Below are 17,832 nucleotides of genomic sequence, written 5' to 3'. Positions count from 1 at the left end.
CCCCGGGCACCGACGCGCCGAGCCCTACGCGACGCTGGCTACACCCTCAACTGCGAAGAGCCACTTTGGGGGCATCGAGGTGTCGGCCGTAGGCGTGCCGGGTCGGCGCCGGTCACCCCATCTGAGCCCTACGGATCAGAAGATCGAGAGCCTCCTGCTGGGCAGTTCAACCCGAGTCAGGCGACGCGGGAGGGCTTCGTGCTGTTGGGGCTGGTCGGCTCTTCTGCGTCACCGTCTGTTTTCGAGGGTGGTGCGACCAACAGCTGGGCCAGCGTGGTGCGGACGTCTGGAGCCACGGAGCGCTTTCCGACGTAGTGCTGGTAGGTAATGGAGGGGTCCCTGTGCCCGAGCTGTTCCCGGGCGGCATCGAGCGATACCTCGTGGGTCAGCAGAGTTCCGACCGTGCGGCGGAGGGTGTGGAGGGTCGTCCCGTCGATTTCGCGATCGCGAGGATCGCCGGTGGCGACGCTGCGCTCTATTGCCCGCCGCAGCCGGGTGCGCATGTTTGAGGGTGAGATCCAGTTGCCAGTGCGGGTGGCGAAGATCGGTGCGTCTGGTCGCGGCGGCGGCACGCGATGCATCCGCTCCTGCAGAAGGTTGGCGACGCGGTCAGGGAGAATGAGCCTCCGATCCTCGCGAGTCTTCGTGGTGTCTTGGCGATGGAGCTTCTCGACAAAGCCCTTGCGGGGCTCGACCAGAGTTCCACACACGTGGAGGATGGGCAGGGGGCCGTCGAACCCAGACAGGTCCATCGGCCGGATCGCAAGTCCTTCGCCTTCTCGACAGCCCGTACCAAGTAGCAGGTCTACAAACTCCTCGAGGTCCGTGTTGGGCATTCGTCGGCTCTCCACGCGAACCGACTGGCGCTGGACTCTGAACCGGAGGTGTAGAGCCTGTTGGACGGTGAGGAACTCAACCTCGGCCCGTGGCTCACGCGCCGACTTCGACGCGTCTCGCATCGGATTCGCAGCGAGGGCACCATGGGAGACGGCGAGGCCCAGCATGCCTCCCAGGACTACTCGCAGTTGTCTTGTGGAGCGGCCGCCTTCGCGCGCTGCGTACTTGCCATGCTTCCTTCCATGCTCGACGTCCGCGAAGAGGCGATCGAGAAAGGGAACATTCACCTCTTTCACCTGCACCTGGCCAACGGCAGGGACGATGACGTGCTCGATCTCCGCGTTGTAGGTCGCAAGTGTCTGCGGCGCCAGCGGGCCCTTCGTACGGACCTTGCCGTGGTCTTTGCGGTGCTGCAGCCAGATGCCGGCAAGAGCCTCAAGGGTCGTATCTGCGACGACGCCGGTCATTGAAGGGTCAACCCGATTCTCAAGACGTCGTTCCAGACGCCTGAGGGCTGATCCCTTGGTCCGGTCCGACACCCGCACGGATCGCACACGTCCGTCGATATCGCGAACCTGAACCCGGGCAAGCCAGATGCCGTTCGGCTGTTGCTTGACGACGATCTCGCCATGTTCGCCTCGTGCGATTCTGATCTGCACCATGATTACGAGGCCATCCAGTCGGCCGCTTCCCGGTCCTTCTCGCTCAGCCAGGTCTCGACTGCCGACCGTCGATACCGGACGTGGCGTCCAATGTGGAGGACGAGTGGTCCGCTGCGCTGCGTGCGCCATCGCTTGAGCGTGGCGACCGGCACCCCGCCGAGCATGACCGAAACCTCCTCAGGTGTCAGCAAGGGATCGTCCGCCGCCGCGTCGGAAGTGTGTGGAAGCTCGTTCTCAGTCATCGGTATGCCTCTCGGGTGCGCTCCTTCGGGGCGGCCGGTACCGCCTACATACCTAAGGCGAGAGACTCGCGTTGTGCGATCACATCGGAGAGAATCGATGGGTGCGCTCCGGTGCAACCCGGCGCGTGTGGCCCTAACAAGCCCGGCTCGTCTGCGCTCTGCATCCGCTCGGACCGATGCCGAGGTGCTCGTGGTCCTATCAGGTGTGCGTCGTCGGATTGACACGTTTGTGACACGTTTGAACGCGCTGGCAGTCACCTGGTTGCTCCGCGACGGGCCCGTTTGCGCCACCGTCCACGCCTGAATGCACCCTCTTGCACCTCTGTACGACCTCACTACATCTCCTGTTCGGAATGATTAGGTCGTCGGTTCGATTCCGACAGGCGGCTCCACGCAGCAGGCCCTGATCCGCGGAAGCGGAGCGGGGCCTTCGTGCTTTCCGGTCGGGACGGGCCTGCTGAACTACCGCAGCGGGATCGACGGCTCCTGAGCAGCCAGGCGCGGGAAGTGGTGGCGCCCAGGCCGTCGGGTTGAGAAGGTCGAGGGGTGGAGCCTGTCGACCAGCACTTCCTCGACGCGGTGCGCGGGCTCGCCGTGCCAGCAGGACTACCGGGGCCGGGCGCCACGGCCGGCTTGGACCAGCCGGGTCTCGCCGAGGAGCTGCTGGCCCTGCTCGAGGCGCAGGTGGTCAGCCGGCACCTCGACCTCGCCGCGCGTGAGCTGCAGCGACGGGGTGCGGGCTACTACACGATCGGGTCCGCGGGGCACGAGTCGAACGCCGCGCTCGGGCTCTTGTCGCGGCTGACCGACCCGGCGCTGCTGCACTACCGCTCCGGCGGGTTCTACGCCGCGCGGGCCGCCCGCAGCGGTGAGGTGGACCCGGTGCGCGAGACGCTACGCAGCCTGACCACGTCGCGCCACGACCCGGCGTCGGGCGGACGGCACAAGGTCTTCGGCCACCCGCGCCTCGGCATCGTCCCGCAGACGTCGACGATCGCCTCGCACCTGCCGCGAGCGGTGGGGCTGGGCTTCTCGCTCGGACTGGCCGCGGCGCTCGGGCGGTCGACGCCGTGGTCCGACGACGCGGTCGTGGTGACCAGCTTCGGTGACGCGTCGGTCAACCACTCCACCGCTGCCGGCGCGCTCAACGCCGCGGCCTACGTCGCCCACCGGCACAAGCCCTGCCCGGTGCTGCTCGTCTGCGAGGACAACGGCCTCGGCATCAGCACGCGTACGCCGCGGGGCTGGGTCGAGGCCGTGCTCGGCTCCCTGCCCGGCGTCCCCTGCTTCACCGCCGACGGCCACGACCCCGTCGGGCTGCTGGACGTGGTCCGCCGGGCGCTGGACCGGGTCCGGAAGACCCAGGCTCCGGCGGCGCTGCGCCTGCGTACGGTCCGGTTCATGGGCCACGCCGGGTCCGACGTCGAGATCGCCTACCGCACGCCCCGCGCCATCGCGGCGGACCTCGCGCTGGACCCGCTGCTCGGCACCGCACGGGCCCTCGTGGAGCGCGGCCTGCGGACCCCGCAGGAGGTGCTCGAGCAGTACGAGGCGACGCGGGAGCGGGTCGCCGCGGTCATGGAGGAGGTGGTCGGTGAACCGCCGCTCGCCACGCGCTCCGAGGTGGTCGCGCCGATCGCGCACCGCCCGACCGGGGCGCCGGTGCGGCACCGGCCCGACGACGTACCGGCCGACGGGGAGGGGCGCCTCACCCTGGCCCAGGCGATCAACCGCACGCTGCACGAGGAGATGGCCCGCGACCCGGGGGTCCTCGTGCTCGGGGAGGACGTCGGCGCCAAGGGCGGGGTCTACGGCGTCACCCGCGGCCTGTCGGCCGAGCTCGGGCCGACCCGGGTGCTGGACACGCTGCTCGACGAGCAGACGATCCTGGGCACCGCGCTCGGCGCCGCGCTGGCGGGCTTCACCCCGGTGCCGGAGATCCAGTACCTCGCCTACCTCCACAACGCCGAGGACCAGCTGCGCGGCGAGGCCGCGTCGTTGCGGTTCTTCTCGGACGGGCAGTACGAGAACGGGATGGTCGTGCGGATCGCGGGGTTGGCCTACCAGCGCGGCTTCGGCGGGCACTTCCACAACGACAACTCGCTCGCCGTGCTGCGCGACGTCCCCGGCCTGGTGCTGGCGGTGCCGAGCCACCCCGCCCTCGCGCCCGGCCTGCTGCGCGGCTGCCTGCGCCTGGCCCGCGAGGAGGGCCGGGTGGCGGTGTACGTCGAGCCGATCGCCCGCTACCACACCCGCGACCTGGTCGAGGGTGACGGAGCCTGGCTGGCCGCGCCCGACCCGACGGGCTGCTTCGCGCCCGGCGACGTCGCCACCTGGGGAGGGGGCACCGACCTGCTCCTGGTCACCTTCGGCAACGGGGTCCACATGGCCCGGAGCGCCGCACGGACCCTCGAGGCGGAGGGCACCGGCTGCACCGTGCTCGACCTGGTGTGGCTCTCACCCCTGCCCGAGCAGGTGCTCGCCGGGCTGGCCGCGACGTACGACGCCGTGCTGGTCGTCGACGAGACGCGACGCAGCGGCGGGGTCGGCGAGGGCGTGGTGACCGCGCTGGTCGAGGCCGGCGTCGACGTGCCGGTCGCCCGCGTCGCGAGCGCCGACAGCTACGTGCCGCTCGGCCCGGCCGCCGCCACCGTGCTGCTGCAGGTGTACGAGGTCGTCGAAACCGCCCGGCGGGTGGTCAGCCGAGGTCGGCGGCGAGCAGCTTCCCCGCGTCGGTGAGCAGCGGGACCGCGCGCTCGACGAGCTCGTCGTTCATCCGGCCGGTCGGGCCGGAGACGGAGATGGCCAGGCGGGTGGCGTAGCCGGGGACGGCGACCGCGACGCAGCGCACGCCCTCCTCCTGCTCGCCCTCGTCGATGGCGTAGCCGTGCTGGCCGACCCACTCGAGCTGCTCGAGGTAGGCGTCAGGGTCGGTGAGGGTGGTGTCGGTGTGGCGCACCATGTCGGTGCGTCGCAGGATGTCGCGCACCTGCTCGGGCTCCATGCCGGCGAGGATCGCCTTGCCGACCGCGGTGCAGTGCGGGGAGACGCGGCGACCGACCTCGGTGAACATCCGCATCGACTGGCGCGACTGCGCCTGCGCGACGTAGACGATCTGGTCGCCGTCGAGCATGGCGAGGTTGGAGGACTCGCCGAGCTCGTCGACGAGGCGGGCCAGGTGCGGGCGCGCCCAGGTGGAGAGCATGTGCGAGGAGCTCTCGCCGAGGCGGATCAGCTTGGGGCCCAGCACATACTGGCGGTTCGGCTCCTGGCGCAGGTAACCGAGGTCGACGAGGGTGCGCACCAGCCGGTGGATGGTCGGCAGCGGCAGCCCGGAGGCGGTGGCCAGCTGGGACAGGCCCATCATCCCGCCGTTGTCGGCCATCGTCTCCAGCAGGGCGAACGCCCGCTCGATCGACTGGACGCCGCCGGCACGACCCTTCGCGGGGGCCTGGTTCTCACTCATCTGCACTCCTCGGTCCACCGGAACCACTTCCGGATGACGGAAGTCTAGCGTCGAATGAAGGAAGTCCGGGATTGGTTGCGCTCGGGGTGTGACGCGGACTACTATCCACAATGCGAAAGTATCCATCCACGGAGAGGAAAACGGTGGCGACTCCGAGCCCCGGGTACGCGATCACCGTCCGTGTCGAGACGCCTTCCTCTGCCGGTGCCACCGGCAGCCTCGTGGCTGCGGTCGCCGCCGCGGGCGGCTCGGTCACCGCCCTGGACGTGGCGGAGTCGCACGCGGACACCCTCGTCGTCGACCTCACCTGCGACGTCACCGACGTCGACCACGGCAGCACGGTGACCGACGCCCTGGCGGCCGTCCCCGGCGTGTCCGTGCGCAAGGTCAGCGACCGCACCTTCCTCATGCACCTCGGCGGCAAGCTCGAGGTCGTGCCGAAGGTGCCGCTCAAGCACCGCGACGACCTGTCCCGCGCCTACACCCCCGGCGTCGCGCGGATCTGCCGCGCCATCGCCGACAACCCCGAGGACCTGCGCCGGCTGACGATCAAGCGCAACACCGTCGCCGTGGTCACCGACGGCTCGGCCGTCCTCGGCCTCGGCAACATCGGCCCCGGCGCCGCCCTGCCGGTGATGGAGGGCAAGGCCGCGCTGTTCAAGCAGTTCGCCGACGTCGACGCCTGGCCGGTCTGCCTGGACACCCAGGACACCGAGGAGATCATCAGCATCGTCAAGGCGATCGCCGTGTCGTACGGCGGCGTCAACCTCGAGGACATCGCCGCCCCGCGCTGCTTCGAGATCGAGCGCCGGCTGCGCGCCGAGCTCGACATCCCCGTCTTCCACGACGACCAGCACGGCACCGCGATCGTCGTCCTCGCCGCGCTCACCAACGCCCTGCGCGTGGTCGGCAAGGAGATGTCCGCGGTCCGCATCGTCGTCAGCGGCGTCGGCGCCGCCGGTCACGCGATCATCCAGCTCCTGCTCGCCCAGGGCGCCAAGGACGTCGTCGCGTGCGCCCGCAACGGTGCCGTGCACCGCGGTCAGGAGGGCCTCGACCCCGACCGCGCCTGGATCGCCGAGAACACCAACGCCGACGGCTTCACCGGCTCGCTCAAGGAGGCCCTCGCGGGCGCCGACGTCTTCATCGGCGTCTCCGCGCCGAACCTGCTCGACGGCGACGACATCGCCACGATGGCCGACGACGCCATCGTGTTCGCCCTTGCCAATCCCGACCCCGAGGTCGACCCGGCGGCGGCCCGCGAGCACGCCGCCGTCGTCGCGACCGGCCGCTCCGACTACCCCAACCAGATCAACAACGTCCTTGCCTTCCCCGGCCTGTTCCGGGGGATGCTGGACGCGGGAGCCCGCGAGATCACCGACGAGGTGATGCTCGCGGCCGCCCAGGCGATCGCCGACGCGGTGAACCCCGACGAGGTGAACGCCAGCTACATCGTGCCCTCGGTCTTCGACCCGGCCGTCGCGCCGGCCGTGGCCGCGGGGGTGCGGGAGGCCGCACGATGACCGCAACGAAGGAGATGGAACCCGTGGACATTCAGATCGCCGGTGGCGAGGTCGAGCGAGGCGCGGAGATCCTCACGCCGGACGCCCTCGCCTTCGTCGCGCAGCTGCAGGAGCGCTTCGGCGCCCGCCGCGACGAGCTGCTCGCCGCCCGCCGTACCCGCCGGGAGGAGGTGGCCCGCACCGGCCGCCTCGACTTCCTGCCCGAGACCGCGGACGTGCGCGCCGGCGACTGGACCGTCGCCCCGGCCCCTGCGGACCTCCAGGACCGGCGTGTCGAGATCACCGGCCCCACGGACCGGAAGATGACCATCAACGCGCTCAACTCCGGTGCCCGCGTGTGGCTGGCCGACATGGAGGACGCCAGCACCCCGCACTGGTCCAACGTGGTCGGCGGCCAGGTCAACCTGTACGACGCCATCCGCCGCCAGATCTCGTTCACCTCGCCACAGGGCAAGACCTACGAGCTCGAGCAGGACCAGCGGCTCGCGACGATCGTGATGCGCCCGCGCGGCTGGCACTTCGACGAGCAGCACCTGCTCGTCGACGGCACGCCGGTCGTCGGCGCCCTCGTCGATTTCGGCCTCTACTTCTTCCACAACGCCCGCGAGCTGCTCGAGCGTGGCAGTGGCCCGTACTTCTACCTGCCGAAGATGGAGAGCCACCTCGAGGCGCGGCTGTGGAACGACGTGTTCACGTTCGCCCAGGCCGAGCTCGGCGTCCCGCACGGCAGCGTGCGCGCCACCGTGCTGATCGAGACCATCCCGGCCGCGTTCGAGATGGACGAGATCCTCTACGAGCTGCGCGACCACGTCTCCGGCCTCAACGCCGGCCGCTGGGACTACCTGTTCAGCATCATCAAGTACTTCCGCGACTCCGGCCCCGAGTTCGTCCTCCCCGACCGCGCGTCGGTCGGCATGACCTCGCCGTTCATGCGCGCCTACGCGCAGCTGCTCGTGAAGACCTGCCACCGGCGCAACGCCCAGGCCATCGGCGGCATGGCGGCCTTCATCCCGAGCCGCAAGGACGAGGAGGTCAACGCCCGCGCGTTCGCCAAGGTCCGCGAGGACAAGGAGCGGGAGGCCGGCGACGGCTTCGACGGCTCGTGGGTCGCCCACCCCGACCTCGTCCCCGTGTGCCGCGAGGTCTTCGACGCCGTCCTCGGCGACCGGCCCAACCAGGTCGAGCGCCAGCGCGACGACGTCGAGGTCACCGCCGACGACCTGCTCGACGTCGCCTCCACGCCCGGCGAGATCACCGCCGCCGGCCTGCGCGACAACGTCGAGGTCGCGCTGCTCTACCTCGAGGCCTGGCTGCGCGGCCTCGGCGCCGTCGGCATCCACAACCTCATGGAGGACGCCGCCACCGCCGAGATCTCCCGCTCGCAGATCTGGCAGTGGGTGCGCAACGAGTCGAAGCTCGACGACGGCACCGTCGTCACCGCCGACCTCGTGCGCCAGGTCCTCGACGAGGAGGTCGCCAAGATCCTCGCCGACGCGGAGGGCACCGAGCACCGCTTCGAGGAGGCGCGCCGGATCTTCGAGGAGGTCGCGCTCGCCGACGAGTACGTCGACTTCCTCACCCTGCCCGCGTACGACGCCGTGGTGGCGTCATGAGCCACCTCGACGACCTCGTGACCCGCCTCGACGGCACGCTCGCCGACGCGGACGCGGCCCTCGCGTCGTCGTACCCGGGCGACCGGGGGGTGCGCCAGCCGGTGCACACGGTCTACGTCCCCGGCGACCGCTACACCGCCGACCTCGTCACCGAGTGGTCCGAGGACGCGCGCAGCGTGCTCGCGCTGCACGGCCGGTCCGCGATCGAGATCGCCGAGGCGCTCGACCTGCGGCCCAGCCTCGCCGCCGAGGTCTACGACCGGGTGACCGCCAAGCTCGAGCGGGAGCCGATCGAGGACCTGCGCATCGACTTCGAGGACGGCTACGGCAACCGGCCCGACGTCGACGAGGACGCCGCGGTCGTCCAGGCCGCGCGCACCCTCGCCGCGACCGTGCGCGACGGCTCGGCCCCGCCTTTCCGCGGCATCCGGATCAAGTCGTTCGAGGCGCCCACCCGCCACCGTGGGCTGCGCACCCTCGACCTCTTCCTCGGCGAGCTCGCCGCCGCCGGCCGCATCACCGACGGCTTCGTCGTCACGTTGCCGAAGGTCACCTCGGTCGAGCAGGTGGCCGCGATGGTCACCGCGCTGGAGGCGCTCGAGGAGGCGCACGGCATCACCACGCCGGTGCCCTTCGAGATCCAGGTCGAGACCCCGCAGGCCATCCTCGGCAACGACGGCACCGCCCTCGTTGCGCGGATGATCACCGCCGGCGCCGGCCGGGTCACCGGACTGCACTACGGGACCTACGACTACTCCGCGTCCCTGGGCGTCGCCGCGGCCTACCAGAGCATGGAGCACCCGGTCGCCGACCACGCCAAGGACGTCATGCAGGTCGCCGCCGCCGGCACCGGTGTCTTCGTCTCCGACGGCTCCACCAACGTGCTGCCAGTCGGCGACCGCGAGGCCGTGCGTGCCGCGTGGCGCCTGCACCTGCGCCTGGTCCGCCGCTCCCTCTCGCGCGGCATCTACCAGGGCTGGGACCTGCACCCCGCCCAGCTGCCGAGCCGGTACGTCGCAACCTACTCCTTCTTCCGCGAGGGCCTGGAGACCGCGGCCGCGCGGCTGCGCGCCTACGTGCACGGCGGCGACTCCAGCTACCTCGACGAGCCGGCCACCGCAACGGCCCTCGCCGCGTTCGTGCTGCGCGGCGTCGAGTGCGGGGCCGTCGGCGTCGACGAGGTCGACAAGCTCGCCGGCATCGACCAGCGCCGGCTCGCCGAGCTGGCGAAGCGGAAGGTCGCCGAGCCGGCGTGATCCCCTCGGCGCCGGCAGGGACCGTCCGCGGTCGCCTGCCGGCGCCCACGCGCCCGAGGGGTGCGTGGCGGCCGGCTGGGTAGCCTGCGGCCATGCGCCTCGAAGCCGAGTTCACCACCGAGCCGTTCCGCGGCGAGGGCGAGCCGCCCGAGCACGCCACCGCGGCCCTCGAGGCCGCCCGCGAGGCCGGCCTCGAGTGCGACTTCGGCCCGCTCGGCACCTCCGTGCGCGGCGAGCGCGAGGCCGTCCTTCGCACCCTGGCGACGGTGGTCGCCGCCGGCTTCGACCACGGCGCCGACCAGGTCACCTTCCAGGTCCGGCTCGAGGGGCGACCGGCCCCTCGTCGTACCGTCTCGGGGCTGGACGCCCTCCTCGCCGAGGTCGCCGACGAGCTCGGCGGCGACCTGCGCGCGCTCGGGCGCCCGGAGAAGCAGCGCGCGGTGCGGCTGCTGGAGGAGCGTGGCGCGTTCGAGTACCGCAAGAGCGCGGAGATCGTCGCCGAGGCGCTCGGCGTCACCCGGTTCACCGTCTACAACTACCTGAACCGCGAGAAGGGCTGAGGCCGTCGGCCGTGCGCGGCCGGACATGGTGGCCGCTTCCCCGACGTGGTGGCCCTTGCAGCGGTCAACAAGTCAGGGAATCGCCGCCTGAGCGGTGATTCCCGGCCTGGTCGGCGACCCCTCCCCGCCGCACCAGAACTCCCCGAAATCTTTTCAACAAACTGTTGACCGTGATCCGGGTCACATGTCACTCTCTTTGCATACGGAATCACTTTTCCGCTCTGCGAGAGGGCAGGTGGCATGGACCTCGAACTGTTCAACCAGGCTCCGGAGGACGACCTCCGGCCGGCGCTCCAGGCGTGCTGCGACGTCCCTGACTGGGTCGCCGCGGTCCTCGCCGGCCGGCCGTACGACGACGAGTCGGCCGTGCTCCGCGCCGCCGACGACGCGGCCCGGCGGTTCACGGCGGCCGACGTCGAGCGGGCGCTGGCCGCGCACCCGCGGATCGGCGAGCGCGCCGAGGGCGAGCACAAGGAGGCGGCCTGGTCGCGCAAGGAGCAGGCGGGCGTCAGCACCGACGACGCCACCGCCCGCGAGCTCGCCGAGGGCAACCGCGCTTACGAGGACCGCTTCGGCCGGGTCTTCCTGATCTGCGCCTCCGGCCGCTCGGCCGAGGAGATCCTCGCCGCGCTCCGGCAGCGCCTCGACAACGACCCCGAGGCCGAGGCGGCGGTCGTCGCCGACGAGCTGCGCAAGATCGCCCTGCTGCGCCTCGAGCGGGTCCTGACCACCGAGGAGGTCTCCGCGTGAGCACCCACCGCAGCGCCATCACGACCCACGTCCTCGACACCGCGCTGGGCCGCCCGGCCGCCGGTGTCCCGGTCCGGCTCTCGCGCCTCGAGCAGGCCGATACCAGCCAGGCCGACCCCCAGACCACCGTCCTCGCCGAGGCCACCACCGACGACGACGGCCGGGTGGCCGAGCTCGGACCCGACCAGGTCCCCGCCGGCACCTACCAGCTCCGGTTCGACACCGCCGCCTACGCGGCGGCGAGCGGCCAGGAGTGCTTCTTCCCCGAGGTGACCATCACCTTCGCCGTCACCGACCAGCGGCACCACCACGTACCGCTCCTGCTGAGCCCGTTCGCCTACTCCACCTACCGAGGGAGCTGACATGCCCATCCGCCTTGGACCCAACCAGTACGGCAAGGCCGAGAACCGCGTCGTACGGATCGTCCGTGACACGCCCCGCCACCAGATCCGCGACCTGAACGTCTCGACCGCGCTGCGCGGCCGCTTCGACGACGCCCACACCTCGGGCGACCAGAAGGACGTGCTGCCGACCGACACGCAGAAGAACACGGTCTTCGCCTACGCCAAGAAGATCGGCGTCGCCTCGATCGAGGAGTTCGCCCTCGCGCTCGCCGACCGCTACCTCGAGGCCTGCCCGGCCGCCGAGGGCGCGCGCGTCGAGATCGACGAGTACGCCTGGGACCGCATCCAGGTCGACGGCACCGGCCACGACCACTCCTTCGTCCGCACCGGCGGCGGGGTGCGCACCACCGTCGTCAACGTCGACGGCCGCGGCGAGGACCGCGTCGCACACGTGGTGTCCGGCATCAAGGACCTCGTCGTGCTCAAGTCGACCGGCTCGGAGTTCCACGGCTTCCTCAAGGACGAGTACACGACCCTGCAGGAGACCAACGACCGCATCCTCGCCACGTCGCTCGTCGCCCGCTGGCGCTACGAGGGCACCGACGTCGACTGGGACAAGTCCTACGACTCCATCCGCGCCCTGCTCCTGCAGCGGTTCGCCGAGATCCACAGCCTCGCGCTGCAGCAGACCCTGCACGGCATGGGCACCTCGGTCCTCGAGCAGCACGCCGACGTCGCCGAGATCAAGTTCTCCGCGCCCAACAAGCACCACTTCCTCTCGGACCTGTCGCCCTTCGGTCTCGACAACCCGGGCGAGGTGTTCTTCGCCGCCGACCGGCCCTACGGCCTGATCGAGGCCTCCGTCATCCGCGACGAGGCCCGCGATGCCGGCAACGCCTGGCACGCGATCCCCGGCTTCTGCTGAGGGGGCGGTCATGCTCGGCCGCAGGAAGAAGTCAACCGCGCCGGTCTCCACCCGGCCGGAGGACGAGCGGCACCCGCCGGGCCAGCTCCTCGCCTACGGCACGCAGCACATCCTGACGATGTACGGCGGCGTGATCGCGCCGCCGCTCATCGTCGGGGGTGCCGCGGGCCTCTCGGCGACGGACCTGGCGCTGCTGGTCACCGCCGGCCTCTTCGTCTCGGGCCTCGCGACGCTGTTGCAGACCCTCGGGCTCGGCCCGTTCGGCAGCCGGCTGCCGATCGTGCAGGGCATCTCCTTCGCCAGCGTGTCGACGATGGTCACCATCGCCAGCGAGGACGGGCTCCGCCCGGTCTTCGGGGCGATCATCGTCGCCGGCCTCATCGGCCTCGTGCTGTCGTCGTTCTTCGCCCAGCTGGTGCGGCTGTTCCCAGCCGTGGTCACCGGCACCATCATCACGGTCATCGGCCTGTCGCTGATGCCGGTGTCGTTCCGTTGGGCGATGGGCAACAACGAGTCCGCACCGGACTTCGGGTCGATGACCAACATCGGCTACGCCGGGCTCACGCTGCTGATCATCCTGGTCATCAGCCGCGTCTTCCAGGGCGCGATCTCCCGGCTGTCGATCCTCAGCGGCCTCGTCGTCGGCACCGTCATCGCGACGATCGCCGGCAAGGCGGACTTCTCGGCCGTCGGTGACGCCGACGTGGTCGCGCTGCCGCCGGTCATGCACTTCGGCAGCCCGACCTTCGAGATCGGCGCGATCGTGTCGATGACGATCGTGGTGCTGGTGATCATGACGGAGACGACGGCCGACATCCTCGCCATCGGCGAGATCGTCGAGACCGACGTCGACACCAGGCGGGTCGCCGCCGGCCTGCGCGCCGACATGGCCGCCACCACGGTCGCTCCGGTGTTCGGCACCTTCCCGTGCAGCGCGTTCGCCCAGAACGTCGGCCTGGTCGCCCTCACCGGCGTCCGGAGCCGGTACGTCGTCGCCACCGGCGGCCTCGTCCTCCTGCTGCTCGGCCTGCTCCCGGTCATCGGTGCGGTGGTCGCCGCGATCCCGTACCCCGTCCTCGGCGGTGCCGGCATCGTGCTCTTCGGTTCCGTGGCCGCGAGCGGCATCCGCACGCTGTCGCGGGTCGACTACCAGGACAACCTCAACATGGTGATCGTCTCCGTCGCGGTCGCCGTCGGCATCATCCCGATCGCCGCCCCCACCTTCTGGGACGCGTTCCCGGAGTGGCTCGGTGTCGTCATGCACTCCGGCATCAGCGCGACCGCCCTGGTCGCCGTCGTGCTCAACGTCTTGTTCAACGAGGTCACGCTCGGGAACAAGTCCGGCGCCTCGGTGTTCGCCGCGTCGGAGGACCGGCGCGACAGCCTCGGCGAGCGCCTCGACGACGACATCGCCAGGGCCTAGGTCGGCCGAAGGGTTCTCATGGACACCGCACAGCGCCCGCTCCAGTCACTGGGGCGGGCGCTCGGCCTTCTCGAGCAGGTCGCCGACGCCGGCGAGCCGATCGGCCTCAGCGATCTCGCCGCCGCCTGCGGCGTACCGGTCTCGACCGCGCACCGGATGGTGCGCTCCCTGGTGGCCTCCGGCTACCTGCACCAGGACCCCGACCGCCGCTACCGCCTCGGCCCGCGCCTCGTCGCGCTCGGCGGCATTGCGCTCCACCCGGTCGGCCCCGCGCTCACGCCCTGGCTGCAGCGGCTCGAACGCTCGACCGGCGAGACCGCCAGCGCCGCCACCCTGTGCGGCGACGTCGTGCTCTACGTCGCGCAGGTGCAGTCCTCCCACCCCATGCGCACCTCGACCGTCCCGCACCACCGCACGATGGCGCACTGCTCGGCGGTCGGGAAGGCGATGCTGGCGCAGCTGGCCGACGACGCCGTGGCCGAGCTGGTCCGTCGTACCGGCCTGCCGCGGCGCACCCACCGCACCCTCGGCACCGTCGAGGACCTGCTCGCCGACCTCGCGACGGTGCGCCGGCTCGGCTACGCCGTCGACGACGAGGAGGACGAGTACGCCGCCCGCTGTGTCGCCGTCCCCGTCCTCTCCTCACCCTTCCCCCTCGCCGTCTCCGTCTCCGGCCCGACCACCAGGGTCGGCCGGGAGCGGGTGCCGCAGGTCGCCGAGGAGCTCAAGCGCGTCGTGCGCTGATGGCATGTAGACCGCGCGCCTCGATGCTCGGGGCTGGTCTCCGATCTCCGACGCAGAGGAGGTCGGACCTCGGGGGAGTTCTCGGCGGCCGCGCACCGTAGCCGTCCGTCCCCCGCCGTCAAGGAGCTCGCTTCGCTCGCCCGCTGCGCGGCGCCTGCGGCGTCCTTGACTGCGGGGCCCTGACGGACGGCTGGCGGCGCGCTTGCCGACACGGACTGCGCCCGCGCCGCGCTGCGCGGCCGCCGATTGGTCACGAACTGCAGGGAATCGGCCTCGGATCGTGCAGTTCCTGCCCAAGCGGCGCTCGTCTCCGTGTGATCACGGTGGGTGGTGCCCCCACGACGCCCGCGCACAGGTCTCGGTGGTTTCGAGGCTCCTCGCTGGCGCTCGTCGCACCTCAACCACCGGGACTTGACCCCGCGCTGCGCGGCCGCCGATTGGTCACGAACTGCAGGGAATCCGCCTCGGATCGTGCAGTTTCCGCCCGATCGGCGCACATCTCCCTGTGACTTCGGCGGGAGGTGCCACCGTCACGCCGCCTGCGCCAAGCCCCGGTGGTTGAGGTGCGAGGCGCCCCGGCGCCGAGCCTCGAAACCTCCGGGCCTGGCGGGCGGGCTGTGCCGGGCACACCCGGGTGCAGGGCGTCAGCCCACCAGCAGTGGGGAGCCTGCCTCCGCGACGGCGTCGTCGGGGCGGGTGACGGGGACGCCGTCGATCCACACGCCGCGGACGTCGGCGGGGGTGCCGAGGGCGAAGACGCGGGCCAGGGCGTCGCCGGGGCTGGCGGCGTGGGTGAGGCCGACGTCGAGCGGGGTGCCGGGGGCGGGACGGATCCACTGGGCGTCGAAGCGGCGGCCGACGGAGAAGTCGCCGACCTGGTCGCCGAGGCCGAGGGCGTCGGCGCCGGCCGCGGTGGCCAGGTGGAGCAGGTGCGGCGGGCTGAGCGGGACACCCGCGTCGCCGAGCAGCTGCTGCGCGAAGTAGGCCTGCAGGCCCTCCTTCAGCAGCGAGAAGCCGGTGCCGGCGCCGACGTCGGAGCCGAGCGCGACGCGCACACCGTTGGCGCGGTGGCGGGCGAGCGGGAAGAGACCGCTGCCGAGGGCTGCGTTGCTGGTCGGGCAGTGCGCGACGGCGGCGCCGCGGACGCCGAGGAGGGCGAGCTCCTGGTCGGTCGGGTGCACGTCGTGGGCGAGCACGGTGGCGGCGCCGACCAGCCCGTGCCGGTCGTACGACGTCACGTAGTCGCACCCGTGCAGCTCGCGCACGCCCTCGACCTCGCGGGGGTTCTCGTTGACGTGCGAGGTGAGCATCGCGCCGGGCACCGCGGCCAGCACCTCGGCGCAGGCGGCGAGCATGTCGTCGGTGCAGGACAGCGAGAAGCGCGGGGTCACGGCGTAGCGGCTGCGGCCGGCCCCGTGCCAGCGGGAGGCGAGCGCGACGGACTCGGCGACCGCGCGGTCGGGGTCGGTCAGCAGGTCGGCGCGCAGCAGGCGGTCGCTGAGGACCAGGCCGCTGGTGACGCGCAGGCCGACGCGGTCGGCCTCGGCGAACAGCGCGTCGACGGCGCCGGCGAAGTGGCTGCCGAAGACCAGCGCGGTCGTCGTACCGGCGCCGACGAGGCCGCGGACGAAGTCCGTGGCGACGCCCTCGGCGTAGGTGGTGTCGGCGAGCCGGGCCTCCTCGGGGAGAGCGCACTGCTCGAGCCAGTCGAGCAGCGGCATGCCGAGGCCGCCGATCGCGCGCACCTGCGGGAAGTGCACGTGCGTGTCGACGAAGCCGGGCAGGACGACGCCGCCGGTCAGGTCGACCACGTCGTCGTCGGGGTGGACCGCCCGCAGCTCGGCGTACGTGCCGCGGGCGGCGACCACCCCGTCGTGGACGACGACGGCGCCGTCCTCCTCGGCTCGCAGGGCGCCTCCGGTGAACGGGTCGGCGGGCGTGTCGAGGAAGCTTCCCCGGAAGATCGTCACTGGGTCACCTCGGGTCGGGTGTCGGTGGGGGCGTGCTCCCGCGAGAACACCTGCAGCAGCCAGGCCGCGACGCTGACGGCGATGGTGGCCGGTTCCTTGCCGGGCAGGTCGGGGAGCCCGATGGGCGTGGTGATGCGGGCGATCGCCTCGGGGGAGTGGCCCTCGTCGGCCAGCTTCGTCCGGAAGCGGGTCCACTTCGCGCTCGAGCCGATCAGCCCGATCGTCGCGAGGTGGGAGGAGCGGATCGCCGCGTCGCACAACGCGGCGTCCTCGGCGTGGTCGTGGGTCATCACCAGCAGGTGCGTCCCGGTGGGCAGCTCGCCGACGACGAGCTCGGGCAGCACCGGAACCCGGTGCACGTGCACGTTGGCGACGGCGTCGTCCAGCGCCCGCAGCTGGGCGGGCTCGAGCTGCTCGGAGCGCGAGTCGACCAGGTGCAGCTCGATGTCGTGGCGGGCCAGGACCCGCGCGAGCTCGAGGCCGACGTGACCCATCCCGAAGATCGCGACGGACGGCACGACGGGCAGCGGCTCGAGCAGCATCTCGACCTCGCCGCCGCAGCACTGCACGCCGTGCTGGTACGGCGCCTTGTCGGACAGCGAGCACTCCACGGTCTGCGGCGTGGTGCTGCCCTCGGCCAGCATGGCGCGGGCGCGCTCGATGGCGACGGCCTCGAGGTTGCCGCCGCCGACGCTGTCCCACGATGCGTCGGCGGCGACGACCATCTTGGCGCCGGCCTCGCGCGGCGAGTGGCCGCGCACGGACGTCAGGGTCACCAGGACGCCGGGGACGCGCTGCTCCCGGAGCCGCTGGACCGCCTTCAGCCACTGCACGACGTCACCCCGCGCTCACGAGGACGGGCTCGGGGTCCGGCGGCACGGGGGTCGCCGCCGCGCGGGCACCGTCGAGCGCCCAAAACACGGCCTCCGGCGTCGCCGGGCAACCCAGCTCGATGCTGGTGCCGGCGGGGCCGAACGCGGCAGCCGCCTCGCGCAGCGCCTCGCGCACCGAGAAGGCCAGCATGAGCGGCGGCTCGCCGACGGCCTTCGAGCCGTAGACGGCGCCCTCCTCGTGGGCCTTCTCGAGCAGCGCGACCCGGAAGACCTCGGGCATCTCGGAGAAGCTGGGGAGCTTGTAGGTGCTCGCCGCCTGGGTCGCCAGCCGGCCACGGCCCGGGCCGTCGGAGGTGTCCCAGCGCAGGTCCTCGAGGGTCAGCCAGCCCATGCCCTGCACGAAGCCGCCTTCGATCTGGCCGATGTCGATCAGCGGGCTGAGGCTGTCGCCGACGTCGTGGACGATGTCGACCTGGCGCAGCCGGTAGGAGCCGGTGAACCCGTCGACCTCGACCTCGGCCGCGGCGACGCCGTAGGCGAAGTACTTGAACGGCTCGCCGCGCATGCTCGCGGCGTCCCAGTGCAGGCCCTCGGTGCGGTAGAAGCCGGCCGCCCAGAGCTGCACCCGCTGGTGGTAGGCGGTGTTGACCAGCTCGTCCCAGCCGATCGTCCCCGACGCGGCGG

Annotated in this window: 16 protein-coding genes; 10 read left to right on the top strand and 6 right to left on the bottom strand. The window is 71.8% G+C overall.

Annotated features, from left to right (window positions below; all coding sequences use genetic code 11):
* Nucleotides 1-176: 176 nt before the first annotated feature.
* Both xerC and L615_RS11220 read right to left on the bottom strand, forming a co-directional pair.
* Nucleotides 177-1,499, bottom strand: coding sequence for a tyrosine recombinase XerC (gene xerC, locus L615_RS11225; protein WP_186449829.1), 1,323 nt, complete (start codon nt 1,497-1,499; stop codon nt 177-179).
* Between the two features lie 2 nt (nt 1,500-1,501).
* Nucleotides 1,502-1,741, bottom strand: a complete 240-nt coding sequence (locus L615_RS11220; protein ID WP_145725122.1) for a helix-turn-helix domain-containing protein — start codon at nt 1,739-1,741, stop codon at nt 1,502-1,504.
* 546 nt (nt 1,742-2,287) lie between these two features.
* On the opposite strand from L615_RS11220, the gene L615_RS11215 reads away from it, so the two are divergent.
* Nucleotides 2,288-4,480, top strand: a complete 2,193-nt coding sequence (locus tag L615_RS11215) for a thiamine pyrophosphate-dependent enzyme (protein WP_145725121.1) — start codon at nt 2,288-2,290, stop codon at nt 4,478-4,480.
* Here L615_RS11215 and L615_RS11210 read toward each other — a convergent pair.
* Nucleotides 4,440-5,207, bottom strand: coding sequence for an IclR family transcriptional regulator (locus L615_RS11210; protein WP_028656488.1), 768 nt, complete (start codon nt 5,205-5,207; stop codon nt 4,440-4,442). The two genes, L615_RS11215 and L615_RS11210, sit on opposite strands and share 41 nt — an antisense overlap.
* Before the next feature lie 110 nt (nt 5,208-5,317).
* Here L615_RS11210 and L615_RS11205 point away from each other — a divergent pair, with 110 nt between their 5' ends.
* The 9 genes from L615_RS11205 (at nt 5,318) to L615_RS11165 (ending at nt 14,345) form a co-directional block, all read left to right on the top strand.
* The gene (locus L615_RS11205; RefSeq protein ID WP_222430528.1) at nt 5,318-6,730 is read left to right on the top strand and encodes an NAD-dependent malic enzyme; all 1,413 of its coding nucleotides are present in this window, start codon (nt 5,318-5,320) and stop codon (nt 6,728-6,730) included.
* 14 nt (nt 6,731-6,744) lie between these two features.
* A complete protein-coding gene (gene aceB / locus L615_RS11200) occupies nt 6,745-8,343 on the top strand; it encodes a malate synthase A (RefSeq protein WP_036518448.1) in 1,599 nt (532 codons plus the stop codon).
* Nucleotides 8,340-9,599 (top strand): DUF6986 family protein, encoded by a 1,260-nt coding sequence (locus tag L615_RS11195; RefSeq protein ID WP_145725119.1) that lies wholly within the window; start codon nt 8,340-8,342, stop codon nt 9,597-9,599. The genes aceB and L615_RS11195 overlap by 4 nt, the downstream gene beginning before the upstream one ends.
* Nucleotides 9,600-9,691: 92 nt before the next feature.
* A complete protein-coding gene (locus L615_RS11190) occupies nt 9,692-10,159 on the top strand; it encodes a helix-turn-helix domain-containing protein (protein ID WP_145725118.1) in 468 nt (155 codons plus the stop codon).
* Between the two features lie 240 nt (nt 10,160-10,399).
* Entirely contained in the window at nt 10,400-10,909 is a 510-nt protein-coding gene (gene uraD, locus L615_RS11185; RefSeq protein WP_028656493.1) for a 2-oxo-4-hydroxy-4-carboxy-5-ureidoimidazoline decarboxylase, read from the top strand.
* Nucleotides 10,906-11,271 carry a hydroxyisourate hydrolase gene (gene uraH, locus L615_RS11180; RefSeq protein WP_198020254.1) on the top strand — a complete coding sequence of 122 codons (366 nt, stop codon included), beginning with the start codon at nt 10,906-10,908 and terminating at the stop codon, nt 11,269-11,271. The genes uraD and uraH overlap by 4 nt, the downstream gene beginning before the upstream one ends.
* 1 nt (nt 11,272) lies before the next feature.
* Nucleotides 11,273-12,178 (top strand): factor-independent urate hydroxylase, encoded by a 906-nt coding sequence (pucL, locus tag L615_RS11175; protein WP_145725117.1) that lies wholly within the window; start codon nt 11,273-11,275, stop codon nt 12,176-12,178.
* A 10-nt stretch (nt 12,179-12,188) separates the two neighbouring features.
* Complete coding sequence (locus L615_RS11170; protein ID WP_145725116.1) at nt 12,189-13,601, top strand: nucleobase:cation symporter-2 family protein; 1,413 nt, start codon at nt 12,189-12,191, stop codon at nt 13,599-13,601.
* An 18-nt stretch (nt 13,602-13,619) separates the two neighbouring features.
* A complete protein-coding gene (locus L615_RS11165) occupies nt 13,620-14,345 on the top strand; it encodes an IclR family transcriptional regulator (protein ID WP_051485991.1) in 726 nt (241 codons plus the stop codon).
* A 644-nt stretch (nt 14,346-14,989) separates the two neighbouring features.
* Here L615_RS11165 and L615_RS11160 read toward each other — a convergent pair.
* The 3 genes from L615_RS11160 to L615_RS24215 form a co-directional block, all read right to left on the bottom strand.
* Complete coding sequence (locus L615_RS11160) at nt 14,990-16,315, bottom strand: guanine deaminase (RefSeq protein WP_028656508.1); 1,326 nt, start codon at nt 16,313-16,315, stop codon at nt 14,990-14,992.
* Nucleotides 16,312-17,148, bottom strand: a complete 837-nt coding sequence (gene xdhC, locus L615_RS11155) for a xanthine dehydrogenase accessory protein XdhC (protein ID WP_145725115.1) — start codon at nt 17,146-17,148, stop codon at nt 16,312-16,314. The genes L615_RS11160 and xdhC overlap by 4 nt, the downstream gene beginning before the upstream one ends.
* A 4-nt stretch (nt 17,149-17,152) precedes the next feature.
* Nucleotides 17,153-17,832, bottom strand: a 680-nt coding sequence (locus L615_RS24215) for a molybdopterin cofactor-binding domain-containing protein (protein WP_261376645.1), incomplete at its 5' end; no start/stop codon positions are given.

Origin of the sequence: Nocardioides sp. J9, from assembly GCF_007829375.1 — a bacterium.
Lineage (GTDB): Bacteria > Actinomycetota > Actinomycetes > Propionibacteriales > Nocardioidaceae > Nocardioides.
This window is presented reverse-complemented; position numbering and strand designations above follow the sequence as displayed.